The sequence below is a fragment of the Blautia sp. 1033sp1_1033st1_G9_1033SCRN_220408 genome (assembly GCF_040929965.1).
Classification (GTDB): domain Bacteria; phylum Bacillota; class Clostridia; order Lachnospirales; family Lachnospiraceae; genus Blautia_A; species Blautia_A ammoniilytica.
Map to the genome: position 1 here is coordinate 50668 of NZ_JBFKZO010000014.1, position 17603 is coordinate 68270.

The 17603-nt window shown below is 42.4% G+C and carries 16 protein-coding genes; 4 read left to right on the forward strand and 12 right to left on the reverse strand.

Annotated elements, in window-relative coordinates; translation table 11 throughout:
* Positions 1 to 23 precede the first annotated feature (23 nt).
* Positions 24 to 1049 (forward strand): branched-chain amino acid aminotransferase, encoded by a 1026-nt coding sequence (locus tag AB5916_RS11190; protein ID WP_158421306.1) that lies wholly within the window; start codon positions 24 to 26, stop codon positions 1047 to 1049.
* Positions 1050 to 1112: 63 nt separating this feature from the next.
* On the opposite strand, the gene AB5916_RS11195 is transcribed toward AB5916_RS11190, so the two are convergent.
* Both AB5916_RS11195 and thyA read right to left on the reverse strand, forming a co-directional pair.
* Complete coding sequence (locus AB5916_RS11195; RefSeq protein WP_173726923.1) at positions 1113 to 1604, reverse strand: dihydrofolate reductase; 492 nt, start codon at positions 1602 to 1604, stop codon at positions 1113 to 1115.
* A gap of 26 nt (positions 1605 to 1630) precedes the next feature.
* Positions 1631 to 2479 (reverse strand): thymidylate synthase, encoded by an 849-nt coding sequence (gene thyA, locus AB5916_RS11200; RefSeq protein WP_368190862.1) that lies wholly within the window; start codon positions 2477 to 2479, stop codon positions 1631 to 1633.
* Between the two features lie 146 nt (positions 2480 to 2625).
* Here thyA and AB5916_RS11205 point away from each other — a divergent pair, with 146 nt between their 5' ends.
* A complete protein-coding gene (locus AB5916_RS11205; RefSeq protein WP_368190864.1) occupies positions 2626 to 3111 on the forward strand; it encodes a VanZ family protein in 486 nt (161 codons plus the stop codon).
* A gap of 123 nt (positions 3112 to 3234) precedes the next feature.
* Here the strand turns inward: AB5916_RS11205 and AB5916_RS11210 are convergent, their stop codons facing one another.
* The 6 genes from AB5916_RS11210 to AB5916_RS11235 form a co-directional block, all read right to left on the reverse strand.
* Positions 3235 to 3666, reverse strand: coding sequence for a hypothetical protein (locus tag AB5916_RS11210; RefSeq protein WP_191868057.1), 432 nt, complete (start codon positions 3664 to 3666; stop codon positions 3235 to 3237).
* Positions 3667 to 3684: 18 nt separating this feature from the next.
* Complete coding sequence (locus AB5916_RS11215) at positions 3685 to 5427, reverse strand: ABC transporter ATP-binding protein (RefSeq protein ID WP_158421301.1); 1743 nt, start codon at positions 5425 to 5427, stop codon at positions 3685 to 3687.
* Positions 5427 to 7160, reverse strand: coding sequence for an ABC transporter ATP-binding protein (locus tag AB5916_RS11220; protein WP_368190867.1), 1734 nt, complete (start codon positions 7158 to 7160; stop codon positions 5427 to 5429). Before AB5916_RS11220 ends, AB5916_RS11215 begins: the two co-directional genes overlap by 1 nt.
* Positions 7161 to 7166: 6 nt before the next feature.
* Positions 7167 to 8699 (reverse strand): 4-alpha-glucanotransferase, encoded by a 1533-nt coding sequence (gene malQ / locus AB5916_RS11225; protein ID WP_368190905.1) that lies wholly within the window; start codon positions 8697 to 8699, stop codon positions 7167 to 7169.
* Positions 8700 to 8743: 44 nt separating this feature from the next.
* Positions 8744 to 8923, reverse strand: a complete 180-nt coding sequence (locus AB5916_RS11230; RefSeq protein WP_368190868.1) for a hypothetical protein — start codon at positions 8921 to 8923, stop codon at positions 8744 to 8746.
* A 67-nt stretch (positions 8924 to 8990) separates the two neighbouring features.
* Positions 8991 to 9920: an alpha/beta fold hydrolase gene (locus AB5916_RS11235; protein WP_368190871.1), complete on the reverse strand. Its 930-nt coding sequence runs from the start codon at positions 9918 to 9920 to the stop codon at positions 8991 to 8993.
* A gap of 450 nt (positions 9921 to 10370) precedes the next feature.
* Here AB5916_RS11235 and AB5916_RS11240 point away from each other — a divergent pair, with 450 nt between their 5' ends.
* Positions 10371 to 11672, forward strand: coding sequence for a DUF5067 domain-containing protein (locus AB5916_RS11240; protein ID WP_368190872.1), 1302 nt, complete (start codon positions 10371 to 10373; stop codon positions 11670 to 11672).
* A gap of 234 nt (positions 11673 to 11906) precedes the next feature.
* On the opposite strand, the gene AB5916_RS11245 is transcribed toward AB5916_RS11240, so the two are convergent.
* The gene (locus AB5916_RS11245; RefSeq protein WP_368190874.1) at positions 11907 to 12479 is read right to left on the reverse strand and encodes a M48 family metallopeptidase; all 573 of its coding nucleotides are present in this window, start codon (positions 12477 to 12479) and stop codon (positions 11907 to 11909) included.
* A 99-nt stretch (positions 12480 to 12578) separates the two neighbouring features.
* Here AB5916_RS11245 and AB5916_RS11250 point away from each other — a divergent pair, with 99 nt between their 5' ends.
* On the forward strand, positions 12579 to 12794 hold the full coding sequence (locus AB5916_RS11250) for a DUF378 domain-containing protein (protein ID WP_158421296.1): 216 nt from the start codon (positions 12579 to 12581) through the stop codon (positions 12792 to 12794).
* Between the two features lie 263 nt (positions 12795 to 13057).
* Here AB5916_RS11250 and AB5916_RS11255 read toward each other — a convergent pair whose 3' ends face one another.
* The 3 genes from AB5916_RS11255 to AB5916_RS11265 form a co-directional block, all read right to left on the reverse strand.
* The gene (locus AB5916_RS11255) at positions 13058 to 13186 is read right to left on the reverse strand and encodes a hypothetical protein (protein WP_368190876.1); all 129 of its coding nucleotides are present in this window, start codon (positions 13184 to 13186) and stop codon (positions 13058 to 13060) included.
* A gap of 39 nt (positions 13187 to 13225) precedes the next feature.
* A complete protein-coding gene (locus AB5916_RS11260) occupies positions 13226 to 16357 on the reverse strand; it encodes a DUF5107 domain-containing protein (protein WP_368190878.1) in 3132 nt (1043 codons plus the stop codon).
* 334 nt (positions 16358 to 16691) lie between these two features.
* The gene (locus AB5916_RS11265) at positions 16692 to 17600 is read right to left on the reverse strand and encodes a dihydrodipicolinate synthase family protein (RefSeq protein WP_173726930.1); all 909 of its coding nucleotides are present in this window, start codon (positions 17598 to 17600) and stop codon (positions 16692 to 16694) included.
* Between the last annotated feature and the right edge of the window lie 3 nt (positions 17601 to 17603).

Consider the following 17603-nt stretch of genomic DNA (forward strand, 5'->3'; position numbering starts at 1 on the left):
TATTAAGAGGAGGCTCTTTGGTTATGGAAAAAAAGAACATCGACTGGGGCAATCTTGGCTTCGGTTATGTAAAAACCGATTATCGTTATGTATCTAACTTTAAAAACGGCGCATGGGATGAGGGTGGTCTGATCACAGATGATACTGTCACCATCAGCGAATGTGCAGGTGTACTTCAGTATGCACAGACTGTTTTTGAAGGTATGAAAGCTTATACTACAGAAGACGGCCATATCGTTACTTTCCGTCCTGACTTAAACGGAGAACGTATGGAAAATTCCGCCAGAAGACTGGAAATGCCGGTTTTCCCAAAAGACCGTTTTGTAAAGGCTGTTGTTGAGACGATCAAAGCCAATGCTGCTTATGTTCCGCCTTATGGTTCAGGCGCTACTTTATATGTACGTCCTTATATGTTCGGTTCCAACGCAGTGATCGGTGTAAAGCCGGCTGACGAATATCAGTTCCGTGTATTCACCACACCTGTTGGTCCATACTTCAAGGGCGGTGCAAAGCCTATCACCATCCGTGTCAGTGATTTTGACCGTGCTGCACCATGCGGTACAGGCCATATCAAAGCAGGACTGAACTATGCAATGAGCTTACATGCCATTGTAGATGCCCACAAACAAGGATTTGATGAGAATATGTACCTGGATTCCAAAACACGTACCAAGGTTGAGGAGACCGGCGGAGCAAACTTTATCTTTGTCACAAAAGACGGAAAGGTAGTTACTCCTAAGTCTGACAGTATTCTTCCTTCCATCACACGCCGTTCCCTGATCTATGTTGCACAGCATTATCTTGGACTGGAAGCAGAAGAAAGAGAGATTTACTTTGATGAAGTGAAAGATTTCGCAGAATGTGGTCTTTGCGGTACTGCTGCAGTGATCTCTCCTGTAGGAAAGATCGTAGACCATGGCAAAGAGATCTGCTTCCCAAGCGGAATGGAAAAAATGGGACCTGTTACCCAGAAACTGTATGAAACACTGACAGGTATCCAGATGGGCCGGATCGAAGCTCCAGAAGGCTGGATCCAGGTGATCGAATAAGCCCATATATAATTCCAATATATGCACACAAAAAGGAGCCGTACGGCTCCTTTTTTGCTGGTTTTATTTACATCTTTCATAACGTACAAAACGATATTCCAGATCAAAGTATGTCTGTTCTTCGCTTTCTGCTGCCACCTGCCACTGGGGCATCTCGTCCAGATTGGGAAAATACCTGTCTGCTTCATAAGCAAAGTCAATCTTCGTCACCTGAGCAGTATCACAATATGGCAAAAGCATTTTGTATACACTGTCACCGCCGATGCAATAAACCTGATCCTTTGGATATTTCTTTATTTCCTCCAGAAGCTCCTGAAGGCTGTGCACAACAATAGCACCTTTTACCTGATAATCCGGATTTCCGGAAAGGACAATATTAGTACGATTCTTTAATGGCAGTCCTCCAGGAAAGCTTTCCAGAGTCTTCCTTCCCATTACAACTACCTTGCCAGAAGTCTCCGTACGGAACATTTTCATGTCTGCCGGAATACTGACCAGAAGATCATTATTCTTTCCTATTCCCCAGTTTTTATCTACTGCAACAATCATTTTCATGATAACTTTTCCTCCTGTGATAATTATTATATGGCAATCGGTATATTCTTGATCTGCGGCCAGGTCTGATAATTCTCCACGATCAGATCATCTGTAGTAAAATCATAAAAATCTTTGATCTCAGGATTCAGTTTAACTGTAGGCGCCGGATATGGAGTCCTGGCGATCAGTTCCTTAACTACAGGAATATGACGATCATAAATATGACAGTCAGCGATCACATGTACCAGTTCTCCTGCCTCCATATCACATACCTGAGCGATCATCATCAGCAAAATAGAATACTGGCATACATTCCAGTTATTGGCAGCCAGAATATCCTGGGATCTCTGATTCAGCACTGCATTCAGAGTAAGCCTGTCCTTGCCTGGCTCCTTGGTCACATTAAAGGTCATGGAATAAGCGCATGGATATAGATTCATCTCATGAAGATCCTGGTGTACATAAATATTGGTCATGATCCTGCGGCTGTAAGGATTATTCTTAAGATCATACAGTACACGATCTACCTGATCCATCATCCCCTCTTTGTACTGGTGCTTCACACCCAGCTGATAACCATAAGCCTTGCCAATGGATCCGTTCTCATCTGCCCAACTGTCCCAGATATGGCTGTGAAGATCCTTAATATTATTAGATTTCTTCTGCCAGATCCACAGGATTTCATCCATAGCACTTTTCAGTGCAGTCTTACGAAGGGTCAGTGCAGGGAATTCCCTGCGAAGATCGTACCGGTTCACTACGCCAAATCGTTTAATAGTGTAAGCGGACGTACCGTCTTCCCATACAGGACGTACCTTTTCCCCTTCTGTGCTGGTACCATTCTGGATCACATCCTGACACATCTTTATAAACACTTCATCTGCATAACTCATCTTCATATACCTCCAGATCCTCTGCTTATGTCACACATATCATTCATTTAAGCCTGGCATCATTATATAAAAAAAGGCGGTACAGTTCAACATAATTCTTTACATCTGATTTATCAGGTGTTATATTAATAGCCATGAAAAAGCTGATGATTACTTTATTGAAGCCCCTTTCTTTTCTTCCGGCGATCCTGATGATGTATGTAATCTATTCTTTCTCCGCCCAGACCGGGGAGGTGTCCGGGCAATTAAGCTACAAGATTTCATACAAGATCGTTGAAACAAAGAATCAGCTCCTGAATGAGAACAAAAGCAGTGCAGAGCTTGCTGTTTCTGCAGATACTATCCATTTTTATGTACGTAAGGCAGGTCATATGACCGAATATTTCCTGCTTGCTGTAGCCATCTCCTTCCCGCTTTACGTTTACGGTGTGCGTGGGATCTGGCTGGTGATCCTGGCAGGCATTATATGCGTAGGCTTTGCAGGCCTGGATGAATACCACCAATCCTTTGTGGCTGACCGTGGTCCTTCCCTGCGGGATGTAGGGATCGACAGCATAGGCGCATTGATTGGAATCCTGATGGTGCAGGCTTTTTGCTGGTCAACCCTGCACAATCCCCAAAAAAGAACATAGCCCTAATGCAAAGATGCTGTATCTTTACAGTCCCCAAAGGTTCTGTAAAGATACAGCATCTTTTTTACTTCCAGGATTCCAGATGGCATCCAGGGCAGAGTATGTCTGCCTTTGTTCTTCCGGTCATTCTTCAGTCTTTTCCTGTTCCTGCTCTTCTGGCTGTGCTTCAGTTTCTGCCTCTTCATTCAGATCTTTCACCAGATTGGCTCTGTCTGAAATGGATTTTTTGGCATTTCCTGCTGCAGCAGCTTCTTTTGCAAGACGGGCCTTTTCTTCGGCTTCTTTTGCACGCTTTTCTTTGTCATCTTTGATCACGTTTTTACCGCCGTAGAAAAGCATACCTGCCCCGATCACCAGGAATGCAATACCTGCAACCATAAAGTACCAGGCACCCCCATCTACGCCATCAATGACATTTTTACACAACTTATAGCCTGTATAAAGCAGGTATATACCTGCCAGACACATCAGCATACAGCTTCGCACAGGCAGACCACTTTGATTCTGGTTTTCTTCGCCTGTATTTTGGTTTTCCTCTTTTCTTGGTTCTTCCAATCCCTTATCCTCCTTTATTTATGACACAGCGAACTGACTTTCATACAGACCTGCATAGAATCCTCCCTTTGCAAGCAGTTCTTCATGTCTGCCCTGCTCAATGATGTTCCCATCTTTCATTACAAGGATCCTGTCTGCTTCCTGTATGGTAGACAGACGGTGTGCAACGATAAAACTTGTTCTTCCTTCCATCAGCTCTGCAAAAGCCTGCTGGACCTTTATCTCTGTACGTGTATCGATAGATGAGGTAGCCTCATCCAGGATCAGCATAGTAGGACGCATCAACATGACGCGGGCAATGCACAGAAGCTGCTTCTGTCCCTGAGAAATATTACCACCGTCTTCTGTGATCACAGTATCATACCCCTGGGGCATACGCTTAATAAAACTATGGGCATGGGCATGCTTTGCAGCTTGGATCACTTCCTCCATAGATGCATCCGGCTTACCATATGCAATATTCTCACGAATCGTACCTGCTTTTAACCAGGTCTCCTGAAGTACCATACCAAAATTCCTGCGAAGGCTGTCTCTGGTAAGTTCTCTTATAGGATGGCCGCTTACTACGATCTGTCCTTTATCCACATCATAGAATCTCATAAGAAGATTGATCATCGTAGTCTTTCCACATCCGGTAGGTCCTACAATGGCAATCCTCTGTCCTGGCTTTACATCAATGGAAATATTCTGAAGAAGCGGAACTTCTTTTCGGTAGGAAAAAGAAATATTCTCCACATTTACACTTCCATCTGCTTTTTCCAATTCTACAGCGTCAGCCACATCTGGCTCCTGTGCCGGTGTATCAATAAAATCAAAAATCCTTTTTGCACAGGCAAGAGCATTTTCCAGCTCTGTCACCACACCTGAAATCTCATTAAAAGGCTTTGTGTACTGATTGGCATAATTCAGGAAGCTGGTCAGCTGTCCCACACTCATACCGCCACGCATAACCACAAAAGCTCCAAAAATCCCTACGCTGGTGTATACCAGGCCATTTACAAAACGGGTAGATGGATTTGTAATGGATGAAAAGAAAATAGCCTTGATCCCACATACACGAAGTTCTTCATTTACTTTTCCAAACCGTTCCCTGGCACGCTCCTCGTAGGAAAAAGCCTGTACCACCTTCTGGTTCCCCACAAGCTCTTCCACAAGGGAAGTCATCTCAGCCCGCTTCTCAGACTGCTCTTTAAACATCTGAAAGGTCCTGCCTGCAATAAAGCTGGCAACAAATAAAGAAACCGGTGTAAGCAAAATAACGATTAAAGAAATCTTCACACTGATAGACATCATAAAACCAATGGTTCCTAAAATGGTGATCACACCTGTAAAAAACTGGGTAAAGCCCATAAGAAGACCATCGGAAAACTGACTTACATCTGCAACGATCCTGCTTAAAATATCACCAGGCTGGTTGCTGTCAATATAGGAAACCGGCACCTCCTGCAAATGGGAAAATGCCTGACTGCGGATATCCTGTACCACTCCATAGGTTACCTGGTTTGTAAGAAGGTTCATGATCCATTGCGTGACAGCCGTTCCAAGCACAACCATTGCCAAAGTACCAAGGATCCTGAGCAATGCTTTTGTTTTGATATTCCCGGGCCCGATAATGGTATCAACTCCCTCACCGATCAGAATAGGTGTATACAGGGTAAAAGCCACTGTAAAAAGAGCCATGAGAAGCATCAGGATGATCTTTCCTTTGTAAGGACTGATAAACTTCAACACCCTTCTCATTGTATCTTTGTTCTTTCCCATTATCGGTTCACCTCCTGTTCTGATAACTGTGACAGACAGATCTCGCGGTAAACCTGACAGGATTCCATCAATTCTTTGTGTGTTCCTACACCAGCCAATGCCCCGTCATCCAGCACCAGGATCTTGTCAGCTTGTTTGATGGATGTTGCTCTCTGTGAAACAATAAATACGGTCATCCCCTTTGTCTGCTCATGAATCGCATGACGAAGGGCTGCATCTGTGGCAAAGTCAAGAGCAGAAGCACTGTCGTCCATAACCAGGATCTCAGGCTTTCCTACAAGAGCACGGGCAATCGTCAGCCTCTGTCTCTGGCCTCCGGAAAGGTTGGCACCACCCTGGCTGATCATGGTATCCAATTTTTCAAGCTTACTATCTACAAAATCCTTTGCCTGGGCAATGGAAAGAGCCAAATCGATCTGCTGGTCTGTTGCGTCTGCTTTGCCCCATTTCATATTATCACGGATGGTGCCTTTAAACAACACTGCATGCTGAGGAACCATTCCTATCTTTGTGCGAAGCTGTGCAAAAGGATATGCCTTTACAGAACTACCGTCGATCAGGATCTCTCCCTGTGTTACATCATAAAATCTGGGGATCAGATTCACAAGGGTAGACTTTCCACAGCCTGTACCGCCAATGATACCTATGGTCTCCCCAGGCTTTGCTGTAAAGGAAATCCCTGTTAACGCCGGTACCTGACTGCCGGCATAGGTAAAGGTCACATTGCGAAACTCAACCCTTGCTGTATCTGCCTTATCCTTCTGTGCACTGGTGCCCTCATCAGTAAGAGTAGACTGGGTATCCAGCACCTCATTAATACGTACAGCAGAAGCCATGGCCTTTGTCACTGCAACGATCAGATTGGCAAGCGCGATCAGTGCGATCAGGATCTGGTTCATGTAATTTACAAGAGCCACTACCTCACCCTGACTGATAATCCCGTTTCCTACTTCGATCCCACCGTACCACAAAATAGCAATAATCGCAAAATTCATGATCACAGTTGTTGCCGGATTCAGAAGTGCGGAAATCTTTCCTGCACGGATCTGGATGGCTGTATACTGGTCATTTACTTCTGAAAAATCTTTGTTTTCTTCATACTGTCGTCCAAAAGCACGAACTACCCTGGCACCTACATGATTCTCCCTGGTGATCAGCGAAATCCGGTCCAGGGAAGCCTGTGCCTTTTTGTAAATAGGTACCGTCCATTTCATGATCAGGTAGATCACAATGGAGATCACAGGTACTGCGATCAGAAAAATAACCCCAATCCTTACATTAATAGTAAAGGACATGATCACTGCTCCCACCACAATAAAAGGTGAGCGCAGGAACAGACGCAGAACCATATTTACACCAGTCTGTGCCTGATTAATATCACTGGTGATCCTAGTTACAAGCGTAGGTGTACCAAGCCGGTCAAGTTCCCGGTATGAAAGGCTGCTGATATGGGAAAACATCTCCCTGCGAAGAGCCGTACTAAAACCTGTGGCTGCCTTTGCAGCAAAATACTGTGCTGTAAGTGCGCACACAAGTCCGATCATGCCTAACAACACCATGATCACGCACTGATGCCAAATATAGGCAGAATCTTTATTCTTGATCCCTATGTCCATGATCCCGGCCACCACCAACGGAACGATCAGTTCAAAAGTAGCTTCCAGCATCTTAAACAAAGGAGCCAGAAAAGTTTCCTTCCCATAGCCTTTCAAAAACCGTATTAATTTTTTCATTCTTTTTTATTGCTCCTGGATTCTTCCATAAATTTTTGTCATCCGGCGCATACGTTTGATGGTCTCTTCGTCAAACTGACCCTTTGTCAGTCTCCATTTCCAGTTGTTGCCTAAAGTAGATGGAGTATTCATCCTTGCTTCATTGCCCAGGCAAAGATAATCCTGTACCGGAATCACCGCCAGATCTGCCACACAGGACATGGCTTCACGGATCATCCCCCATACACACTCATCGGCACTTTTCCCTTTGCATCCTGTATATTCCCTGGCAAAAGCTGCATCATGACGACTTAAGTCACGGTACCAGCCCTTTGTAGTCTCATTATCATGAGTACCTGTATACACCACACAATTATGATCATACTTATAAGTAAGATAAGCGCTATTCTCACTTTTGTCAAATGCAAATTGTAAAACCTTCATGCCGGGAAAACCGGATTTCTTCAACATCTGAAGAACTGTATCTGTCAGGTATCCCAGATCCTCTGCAATCACATTCAAATGACGGATATTTTTTCTAAGGACTTTAAACAGTTCCAGTCCTGGACCCTGCTCCCACTTTCCGAATTCTGCGGTAGAATCACCATATGGAATCGCATAATATTCATCAAAACCACGGAAATGATCGATCCTGACCATATCATAAATTTCCATGCAATGGCTCATTCTCTGGATCCACCACTGATATCCTGTCTCTTTATGATAACCCCAGTTATAAAGAGGATTTCCCCACAACTGACCTGTTGCGGAAAAAGCATCCGGTGGACAGCCAGCTACCGCTACCGGCTGATTCTCTTCATCAAACTGGAACAGCAATGGATTGGCCCATGCATCTGCCCCATCAAAGGCTACATAGATTGGCAGATCTCCGATGATCTCCACGCCCTTTTTGTTGGCATAAGTCTTCAGTGCACTCCACTGTTTGTAAAACCAGTACTGCTGGAAACGGTAGAACTGGATCTCATCAGCCAGACGCTCCTTTGCCTGATCCATGGCCTGCGGATCACGTACCTTTAACTCCTTTGGCCATTCATTCCAGCCAATATTGTCCTGCTCATTTTTGATAGCCATATAAAGGCAGTAGTCCTCCAGCCAGAAGCTATGCTTCTTTACAAATTCCTGGAAATCTGCGTCTTCTTCACAGTTATATTTCTCGTATGCTTTTCTCAGCAGACGAAAACGGGAATTGTACATCTTTTCATAATCTACGTAACTTTCACTTCCGCCCCAGTCGCAGCTGCTGCATTCCTCTTCTGTAAGAAGTCCAAGAGAGATAAATGCTTCAAGATCTATAAAATAAGGATTTCCTGCAAATGTGGAAAAGGCCTGATATGGGGAATCTCCATATCCGGTAGGTCCCAACGGCAGGATCTGCCAGTATTTCTGTCCTCCTTTTGTAATCTGGTCTACAAATTCATAAGCTTCTTTTGAAAAGCATCCGATCCCGTAATCGGATGGAATGCTGGATATCGGAAGTAATACTCCACTGGCTCTCATTTGTTGTTCCTCCTGTTTATTAAAATTGACATACCGATTAATTATAACAATCCCATGATTGCAGGTCAATATTGCTATTTTTAGCTTTATGTAAGAAATCCATGAAACCGGAAAACATGACAAATGCAGGCAGAGGGAAACCTATCCTCTGCCTGTGACCATACCAGCTCGCCCTGTCTATCATCACTGGATGCTTTTTTACCACAGCTTACCAGAAAAGCTACACATACCAGCACAAGAAGCAGGATCCATCCTTTTTTCTTCATCTGTTTTCCCCTTTTGGATTGTTTCTATACCTTCATTATTTGCAAACAGATGTTTCTTTATTCATTTTTAAAAAAGTTTCTTTTTGATATATACGGAAATATCGTGGTAAACTTTTTCTTTTCCTTTTTCATTAAGGATCTCATGACGCATTCCCGGATATATTTTCCCTTTTACATCCAGATACCCGGCGTGACGCATAGCCTGCACGGATTTTGCAAAATGACGCACATTGACCATACAAGGATCATCCCCTCCGCTGATAAACAGTACTGGCATTTTAGGCTTTCTGCATTCCCAATGTTTTACATCGTAAGCCCGTTTCATTAGTTCAAATAAAGTAATAAAACCATCATCTGTAAAGGTAAAACCACAGTAGTCTGACTGGTGATAAGCATCACATACTTTCTTGTCTGAGCAGATCCAGTCCTTACACTGCTCATCTTTCAGGAATTTTGCATAATAAGAAGCAAAGGACATTGTCTCTAAAAGCTTGCTTTTATGATCCATCCCACAAAGCTTCCCCTCTGCTTTTGCTATGGCTGTGCCTAATGGCCTGGCTGCATTTTTACTTGGAGAGCCACATACGATCAGCATATCCATACAATCATCATGCTCTCTTGTGTAAGCACGTACTGCCAGTGATCCCATACTGTGCCCCATCAGGATCAGGGGCAGATCCGGAAATCTTTCTCTTAGTCCCTGGTTCACAGTATGAATGTCTAACAAAAGTGCATCTGCACCGCCACCATACATATGCCCCAGGTCCTCTTTTCTCCGCACACTTTTCCCATGGCCTCTGTGATCATGGATGATCGTCAAAAAGCCTTGCTGTGTCATGTATTCCATAAATGGAAGATATCGTTCTTTGTGTTCGGCCATGCCATGGACCAGCTGCAGGATTCCTTTGTAAGGGTGTGCATTCGGAATCAAAGCAAGTACCGAGATCTCCAGCCCGTCTGCCTGGGAATAAAAGCTTCCTTCATATTTTTTGCTCATGTTCTTCCCCTTTCTGCGCCTTGTGTAGATATTAATTATTATAAAGGTGCTGCGTTGCCATTGTCAACGGATTCTGGTATAATGGGGGCGGCTGGGATACAGTAAAGTAACGATTGGCAAGTGTTTCGTTTAGTTATCGAGATGTGTGTAATAATAAAATAATAATGCAGAAAAGATATGTCTTATATATCAGGGCTTCGTTTTCGGATTTCTCCCGTGCGCTTATTATCTCTGTCATTTGCCAAACTCACGCCTACGGCGTTCAGACACGGCAAATAACAGAGAAGCTAGCCCGGTCGAAATCTGTGAAAGCCTCGCATGATATATAATCCATATGCTTTTCTGCTTATACCGAACACTACTCTGTATCAAATGTTCAGTTTGCCAATGGTTATTTTACTGTATCTGTGGTATGATTTGTTGACTGTGTAAATTTTATCAGGAGGTATTATGGACGATAATAAATACGATGAGCAGTTAGGTGATATGACTGAGGAGGACAATAGCGTCCCGGATATTGAAAACAATGAGAACACCCCAGATATTGAAGATAACGAGAGCACCCCAGAGGTTGAAGATGACGATTACACCCCAGAGGTTGTGGATGATGATAACACCCCGGATGTTGAAGATGAGACTGAAGAAGCTGACGCCGAGGATAAGGATGTCACGGTTGAGGAGCCGGTTTCGTCAGGGCGAAAGCGCAAGAAAAAGAAGCGTACTGGTCTGATTTTGTTTTTGCTGGTTCTGATTCTGGCAGCTGGCGGGGCTGTCGGTTATTATATGTATCTGCGCACTCAGCCTCAGGAGGCTGTGGAGGAATATCTGTCAGCTGTTCAAAGGCTTGATTTTACCGCAATGGAGGGTATGCTGCAGAGCAATGATCTTTCTGCACTGGATGATGCTGATCTGAGAAATGAAGCTTATACGGAGTTTTTCAAAAGCATTAACGAGAAGATGACCTTCAAGATCATCCGTAATGATTTCAGCCTGAATAACGGTACTGCCCGGATCACTGCCCGGATCCATTATATTGACGGCACTGAGATTTATAAGGAAACCGTCATCGAGTTTCTCCGTCAGATTGCTTCTAAGGCTCTTTCCGGTGAAAGTCCCACTCAGGAAGATGCTCAGACTCAGCTGGCTTCCATTCTTTGTGAAAAAGTAAAAACCACAACACCGGTTTACAGCGAAACAGATATTCTTTATCCGGTGATCAAAACGGATGATACCTGGAAGATTGTTTCCCTGGATGATGCAACGGTAAAGCTTATGTCTGCCAATGTTAAAAATATAGAAAATGAGATCAACCAGACTCTGGACGGCTCAGCGCAAAATACGTCAGATGATCCTGCTGCTTCCGGTACCGATGGCAGCCAGACAGCTTCTATTGACATGACAACTACTAATTTCCAGATCCGTTATACCAGACATCAGACAACAAATGATTATGCAGGAAATCCCTGCCTGCTTGTTTACTATGATTACACAAACCTGAGTTCTGTACCTTCTAGTGCAATGGTTGATGTTTCTCTTAGCGCTTACCAGAATGACACTGTTTTGTCTGCTGCTATTCCGGATACCAATGATGATGCCCTTGACCATTATATGGCTGAGATCCAGCCTGGTGAAACGGTCAACGTATGCCAGGCCTTTTCCTTGAATGATACCAGTGATGTTACTCTGGTTGCCGGAGAAGGTTTAAGCTTCGGCGGCGGTGCTACTACTTCTCAGATTCTAAAGTTGCAATAATTCAAGTCGAGCAGCCGCGAGACTTGGCGCGTGATTCTGGTCAACGTAAGTTGACATATTCTTTACAGAATCACTGCGCATCCTCGCGGAGCGTTTATCTCAGTCGGAGATTGGACTCCCACTGAGACGAACTTGCTGTTACTCACCACCTGAAAGAGGTGGGAGTCTTCTCGACTGAGATAAAAAACTGTGGCTTATCTGATTTTGAGCAATAATCAGGTAAGTCACAGTTTTTTATTCTGTATGATATTCTTTTAGCTTTTTTCTGCAATTTCTGTAGTCTGGGCAGTATTTTTCCACTTCCTCCCAAAATCGCTGGGAATGGTTCATATACCGCCTGTGAGCCAGTTCATGGACTACCACATAATCCAGAAGTTCTTCTGGCAGGTAATACAGCAGATAATTAAAATTCACATTCCCTTTGGAGCTGCAGCTTCCCCATCTTGTTTTCTGATTGCGGATGGTGACCTTTCCCACCTGTACATTCATAATTCTGCAGTAATATTCTACTCTCTCTGCAATTTTTTCCACAATATTTTTCTTGTCTGCTGCTGTCAGGCTGGTAACTGGCGGGGCCGGCACTTTTTTCCCTGAATCTGTATTTCTCGTTTCCCCATATTTTTTTAAGATCCATTCTTCATGTTCTTTTACAAAGTGAACCAGTTTAGGATCTGACAGACTGTAGGGAATCCGCGCATATATATTGCCTGTCTGTTTCACTTCCAAACCAATGGTCTTTCGACCGGAACGTACTACCTGAACCTTCAGTTTTTCATTTTGATTTTGGATATATATTTCTGTAAGCACGTTTCCTCCTGTATATTTCTGTACATAGTTTCCCCGTGATCCGGGAATACTGAGGGCAGGAACGAGTAAACCTGCCTCGTTACAGAAAGGATGGTATTTATGGGTAATAAATTTATGCAATATTTTTCTCTGACTTTAGTAGTGATCGGTGCCATTAACTGGGGATTGATCGGATTCTTTGACATTAACCTGGTGGCATTGCTGTTCGGAAGCATGTCCTGGCTTTCCAGGATCGTATATGCATTGGTAGGCCTTTGCGGCCTGTATCTGCTGAACTTCTACAGCTTGGTTGCCACAGAAGGCCAGGAAGGTTGAAATAAGTAATAGATTCAAGTCGAGCATCACTTATAAAATCTACCATACAATTCAAAAATGCATCTACAGGATTCCGATTTTCAAAGACTGAATCCTGCAGATGCGTTTTTTCTTGTAGTAATCTTTGTTTCAAAGTATAACTATCAAATCTAATCAAACGGATATTCTGCAATTCCTTTCGCTACTTGCTCATAATAACAAGAACAGGGCAGAAATTCAACTACTACTCTGTTTTCTACCCTGCTCAAATGCTTATTTATACATTACCAAACAGATTCTATACTTTTCAAATACAACTTCGCCATCAGATGATGTGGATCCAGTTGCAATGTTTCTTTCAGGCACTCAACTGCTTTCTTAGTATTTCCAAGACCCATATTTCCAAGACCCATAAGGAAATAGCAATGAGCTTTGTTTTTTTTGGTAAAATCTTATTTAAAAATTAACAGATCCGGATATGATACTGCAAAGTAATCCATTTTAACTTTGTCATAAATATGTGCCTCACCGTAGCTAATCAATTTGTAAAACCTGGAGTTCGATGCTGCCTTCTCTCCCAGTTCCAAAAGAGCCATACCTTGGAACATTATCATGTCTGCTGGCTGATCATTGTAGAACATCATACCTGCCGGTTCAGAAGTACCTGTGCTGGCTTTATCAAACAATTCTTTGGATTTTTCAACATTACCAAGTGCCTTCTCCGCCAGTCCCATATAATAATAAATATGATTATCTTTTGTTCCTTCCAGTTTACCTTCTCCAAGATTTTCCGGATAAGTAATTGCTTTTTCCAAAAGTGCTTTTGCACTATCATAATTTTCGTTTGCGATCGCTTTTTTTGCCAGTTCTACCAAAGAAGTGGTATATTGAGTTGTAACTTTTCCTTCCCCACCTTCCCATGGATGGAATTTACGTCCCATCAAAAGTTCATATGCCTTTTCATGATGACCTGCAAAATTCTGCATCGTAATATATTCAATAAACACATCATCTCTTTTCGCAAACGTTTCCGAATATTTTTCATAAAATGCAATCCTGTTTTCCACAGAATAACCAAGTTTCTTATATAACTGATCCAGTTCCAGGAAAATACGTGCATCTGTAGTATCCAGCAAAAAGGCTTTTTCCAATACTTCTTTTGCTTTTTCCGGCATGTTGCTCTGATTATAATAAACCAGGGACAAGTTTCGTAGTACTGTCGGATAAGTACAATCCAGCTTTGCGGAAGTCTCCCATGCATCCTGTGCTTCTCCATACTGACGCTTGTCATACCAGATATTTCCGATGTAATAATACGCTTTTGGGAGCTGTGGCTGTAATTTTATTGCTAATTCCAGTACCGCAATATCTTCCAAACTATTTGGAAAACAGCAAAATGGATTTATTTTATCAGCGATAATCACCTTTTTCTTTGCAGCTTCTGTATTTCCCATATCCATCAGACAAGCAGCTCTATAATAATCTAACATTGGCCATTGTGCACCACACAGATTCAGAATACCAAGTGCTTCTTCAAAGCATCCGCTTTCTCTATAATCAATGGCTGCCCGAATAAAGTTCTGTGGAAAATTACGCATCCGAATCTTCAATGTCTGCTCTTTTATAGCTTTTTCTTCTCCTTCGGTCAGAAGAACTGCTTCATAACCGGATATATAGTCAAATGGATCTATCTTGAAGTTTTCCTTGATCCACTGTTTTGCTTCTTCGATCTTTCCAAGCTTTCTTAGAATCGTTGCCTTCAATCCACGTGCCTTAACATTATGGCAATTCTTTACCAGTCCTTTTTCAACAAACTCCAATGCCTGCAAAAAGTCTTCTTTTTTTGCTGAAATAGCAGCAAGGAAATAGAAAGACATCTCCTGCTGTTCATTGGACCAAGTAGCCTTGAAGAATGCATCGTAAGCCTCATCATAACGTCTTTGATAGAATAATGTCAGCCCAAGACCATAATAAGCTTCACTATTGTAAGGGTTGGGATTTTTCCAAGTCATACGCTCCAGGGCTTTGCGAAAATACTTCTCACTCTCTGTCAGCAGGCCACGGCGGAACAGAAGCATGCCATAGGCAGTATTTAGACGGATATCTCCTTCATCACGTTTCAGACCTTCCAGATAATAGTCGTCAGGGAGATAGGTTGCGTGGCGGTACTGTTCGATGTGCAGTCCTGTCAGATACAGTTCTTCGCAGGTTTGGATTTCTTTCGGGTCTTTTGCTGCTTTTGCAGGCTCAGGGATCTTTGCAATCTTTTCTTCCAGTGGAGTAAATTCTACAAGTTCTCTGCCATCTGCATTGAACACACGGACAGTAATGTCTGTCTTATTTTCTACTGGAAGGCTGAGTTTCTTCTCATATACAGCTACAGGAGAAATATCTGCGATTTCCTCGAATACCTCTTCACCCTTCTTCTCCAGAACTATTCTTGCATTCTTTTCCACTCCTGTTGCATAAACACACAAAGATATTTCATCGTTTTCAATTTCCATGTTTATCATTGCATCAATAGTGGCGTTCTTTACATAACCCACTTTCTTGTATGGCATAAAGTACTGCTTAAATGTCTTTTCTTCAAATGGTTTTAACCAGGAAAAATCTGGCTGGTTGTCTGTGTAAACACCGGTCATCAACTCAATATACGGACCATCTTCATCTGTAAGATTGCGATCCCAGGCTTTTCCAAAATCACCGCATCCCCATGTCCACTGTTTCTTACCAGGAGAAATATGATGGTCTGCTACATGAAGAATTCCTGCTTCTTCTCTGTAATCATATCCTCCTACGAAATCAAAGTTAGATTTCTCTGCCATGTAAGATGTAGGAACCGGAATATTTTTATATCTGGAAATATCCACACCTGCACTGTAGTCATGTTTATAATATACACCCGTAGCGATTGGAAATTTAGATACATCACGTTTTCCATGATCCATAACAGCATGTACATCTGGTGGAAAAACAGATTGTGTATAGTCGTTTACAGGTACTGCCGGGTTCGCCCACCACAGGAAAGTTTGCGCCATTGGTGTACGGTTGTAAAGCTGTCCGCGAATCTCAATATATGCTTTGTCCGGATATAAAGTAAAGGATGTGATACCTTTAGTTCCATACATTTGATCCACATCGTTGACCATCACGGTCTTGCTGCCATCCTCGTGTTCTGTCATGGTATAATCTACCGGCAGATACGTCGTTGGACGGTGATGCTGCGGCCAATTAAACTCAATTCCTCCGGAAATCCATGGTCCTGTCAGGCCAACCAGTGCTGGTTTAATCACATGATTATAATATACAAAATCATAATTATTGGTCTTATCATAGGCCCGCTGAATTCTTCCTCCCAGCTGTGGCAACACCATTACCTTCAAATATTGATTTTCCAGATATAACGCTTTCCAGATCTTATCATGTTTTTCATCTTCTATTGTTTCAATTACTGGATACGGGTACACTCTCCCTGAACTACCCTGATAAACTCGTTTTTCTGAAAAAATAGGATTCTTCTCTGCCACACCAATTTCATAAGTAGGAATGAGCACATCTTCCTCCCAGATTTTTACTGTTTCCATAGGAACCTCCTTATCTTTGCTATACTTCGTTTCTTTTATAACTACTGACATAACACAAATTCGCAATGTACCAATAATGCATAATACATATTCATTAATAAAAAGGATCTTCCTGTAAGATTGGTATTGCATCTTGCCAAATATAAACAAACCAACCAAAAGAAGATCCTCTGTCATGAATTGTATGTGAAACAAACCTGTAGGTAAATAGTATTTACATAATCCACTTATTCTTTAAAGATTCTTTTCTAGAGCGAACAAGTTTATTATATTTATAAATACACGAACTCTTCAAGCTATTTCAATCATGCATGTTTTTATTATGTAACACTTCTTATATCGTAGGAAATTCTCTGTATACATATTCCAAGTGTTGCTCCAAAAGTGACAATGTCTGTTTGTCCGGATAATTTCCCGGTTGCCGACATACAGCATTTTTCATAATCCCTCTCCGCTTTAAAATGATTTTTTCAAGAGCAACAAAGGATTCTATATCTCTTTGCATAAAGTGAATGTGGGGCAAATATTTATTAAAAAGCTCAAAAGCTTTTTCTTTCTCTCCATTTTCAAATGCATCATAAATCATACGATATGGGCGAATTAATGCCGCTCCCGGCATTACAGCACAGGCGCCACGAAGTAGTGCTTCATACATGCATTCACCTCCATTACCTACTATGATATCATATTTGTTATTCGTTGCTGTTCTTAATGCGGTAATCGCTGGTCCTGTAGGAGATGCTTCCAGCTTAATATACAACTCTCCAGAATGATGTTCACTGATTTCCTCAAATGTCTGAAGCGAAATCGCCATTCCATTTAAAGCAGGTGCGTACTGAATAATAATTGGAATTTTTACATTTTCTGATATTTCTCTTAAATGGTTTACTAACATTCCCGATGTTGGTGATGCATAACTAGGTGGCATAATATTCAATGCTGCCGCTCCCTTTTTCTCATAGTAAGTAGCTTCTCTTATTGCTAAAACAGTAGCATGACTACTTACAGTTGCAATAATCGGAACCCTTCCTCTATTTGCCTGAATGGCTCTCTGGAACAGTTCTTTTCTTTCATCCATTGTTAGCTTATAAAATTCTGCACCAGCAGCAAATAGACAGATTGCATGCGCTCCATCCCTTATTGCTATGTCTACTATATCTTCAAAATTGCCATAATCTACATATTTACCATCATCAGTAAAAGGAGTTGGTATGACCGGAATAACACCTTTTAGTTTTCCCATTAA

Coding starts and splice junctions, on each gene's coding strand:
- AB5916_RS11190 (WP_158421306.1), top strand. CDS start 24: ATGGAAAAAAAGAACATCGACTGGGGCAATCTTGGCTTCGGTTATGTA.
- AB5916_RS11195 (WP_173726923.1), bottom strand. CDS start 1,604: ATGAAAATGATTGTTGCAGTAGATAAAAACTGGGGAATAGGAAAGAAT.
- thyA (WP_368190862.1), bottom strand. CDS start 2,479: ATGAGTTATGCAGATGAAGTGTTTATAAAGATGTGTCAGGATGTGATC.
- AB5916_RS11205 (WP_368190864.1), top strand. CDS start 2,626: ATGATTACTTTATTGAAGCCCCTTTCTTTTCTTCCGGCGATCCTGATG.
- AB5916_RS11215 (WP_158421301.1), bottom strand. CDS start 5,427: ATGGGAAAGAACAAAGATACAATGAGAAGGGTGTTGAAGTTTATCAGT.
- AB5916_RS11220 (WP_368190867.1), bottom strand. CDS start 7,160: ATGAAAAAATTAATACGGTTTTTGAAAGGCTATGGGAAGGAAACTTTT.
- AB5916_RS11230 (WP_368190868.1), bottom strand. CDS start 8,923: ATGAAGAAAAAAGGATGGATCCTGCTTCTTGTGCTGGTATGTGTAGCT.
- AB5916_RS11235 (WP_368190871.1), bottom strand. CDS start 9,920: ATGAGCAAAAAATATGAAGGAAGCTTTTATTCCCAGGCAGACGGGCTG.
- AB5916_RS11240 (WP_368190872.1), top strand. CDS start 10,371: ATGGACGATAATAAATACGATGAGCAGTTAGGTGATATGACTGAGGAG.
- AB5916_RS11250 (WP_158421296.1), top strand. CDS start 12,579: ATGGGTAATAAATTTATGCAATATTTTTCTCTGACTTTAGTAGTGATC.
- AB5916_RS11255 (WP_368190876.1), bottom strand. CDS start 13,186: ATGGGTCTTGGAAATATGGGTCTTGGAAATACTAAGAAAGCAGTTGAG.
- AB5916_RS11260 (WP_368190878.1), bottom strand. CDS start 16,357: ATGGAAACAGTAAAAATCTGGGAGGAAGATGTGCTCATTCCTACTTAT.
- AB5916_RS11265 (WP_173726930.1), bottom strand. CDS start 17,600: ATGGGAAAACTAAAAGGTGTTATTCCGGTCATACCAACTCCTTTTACT.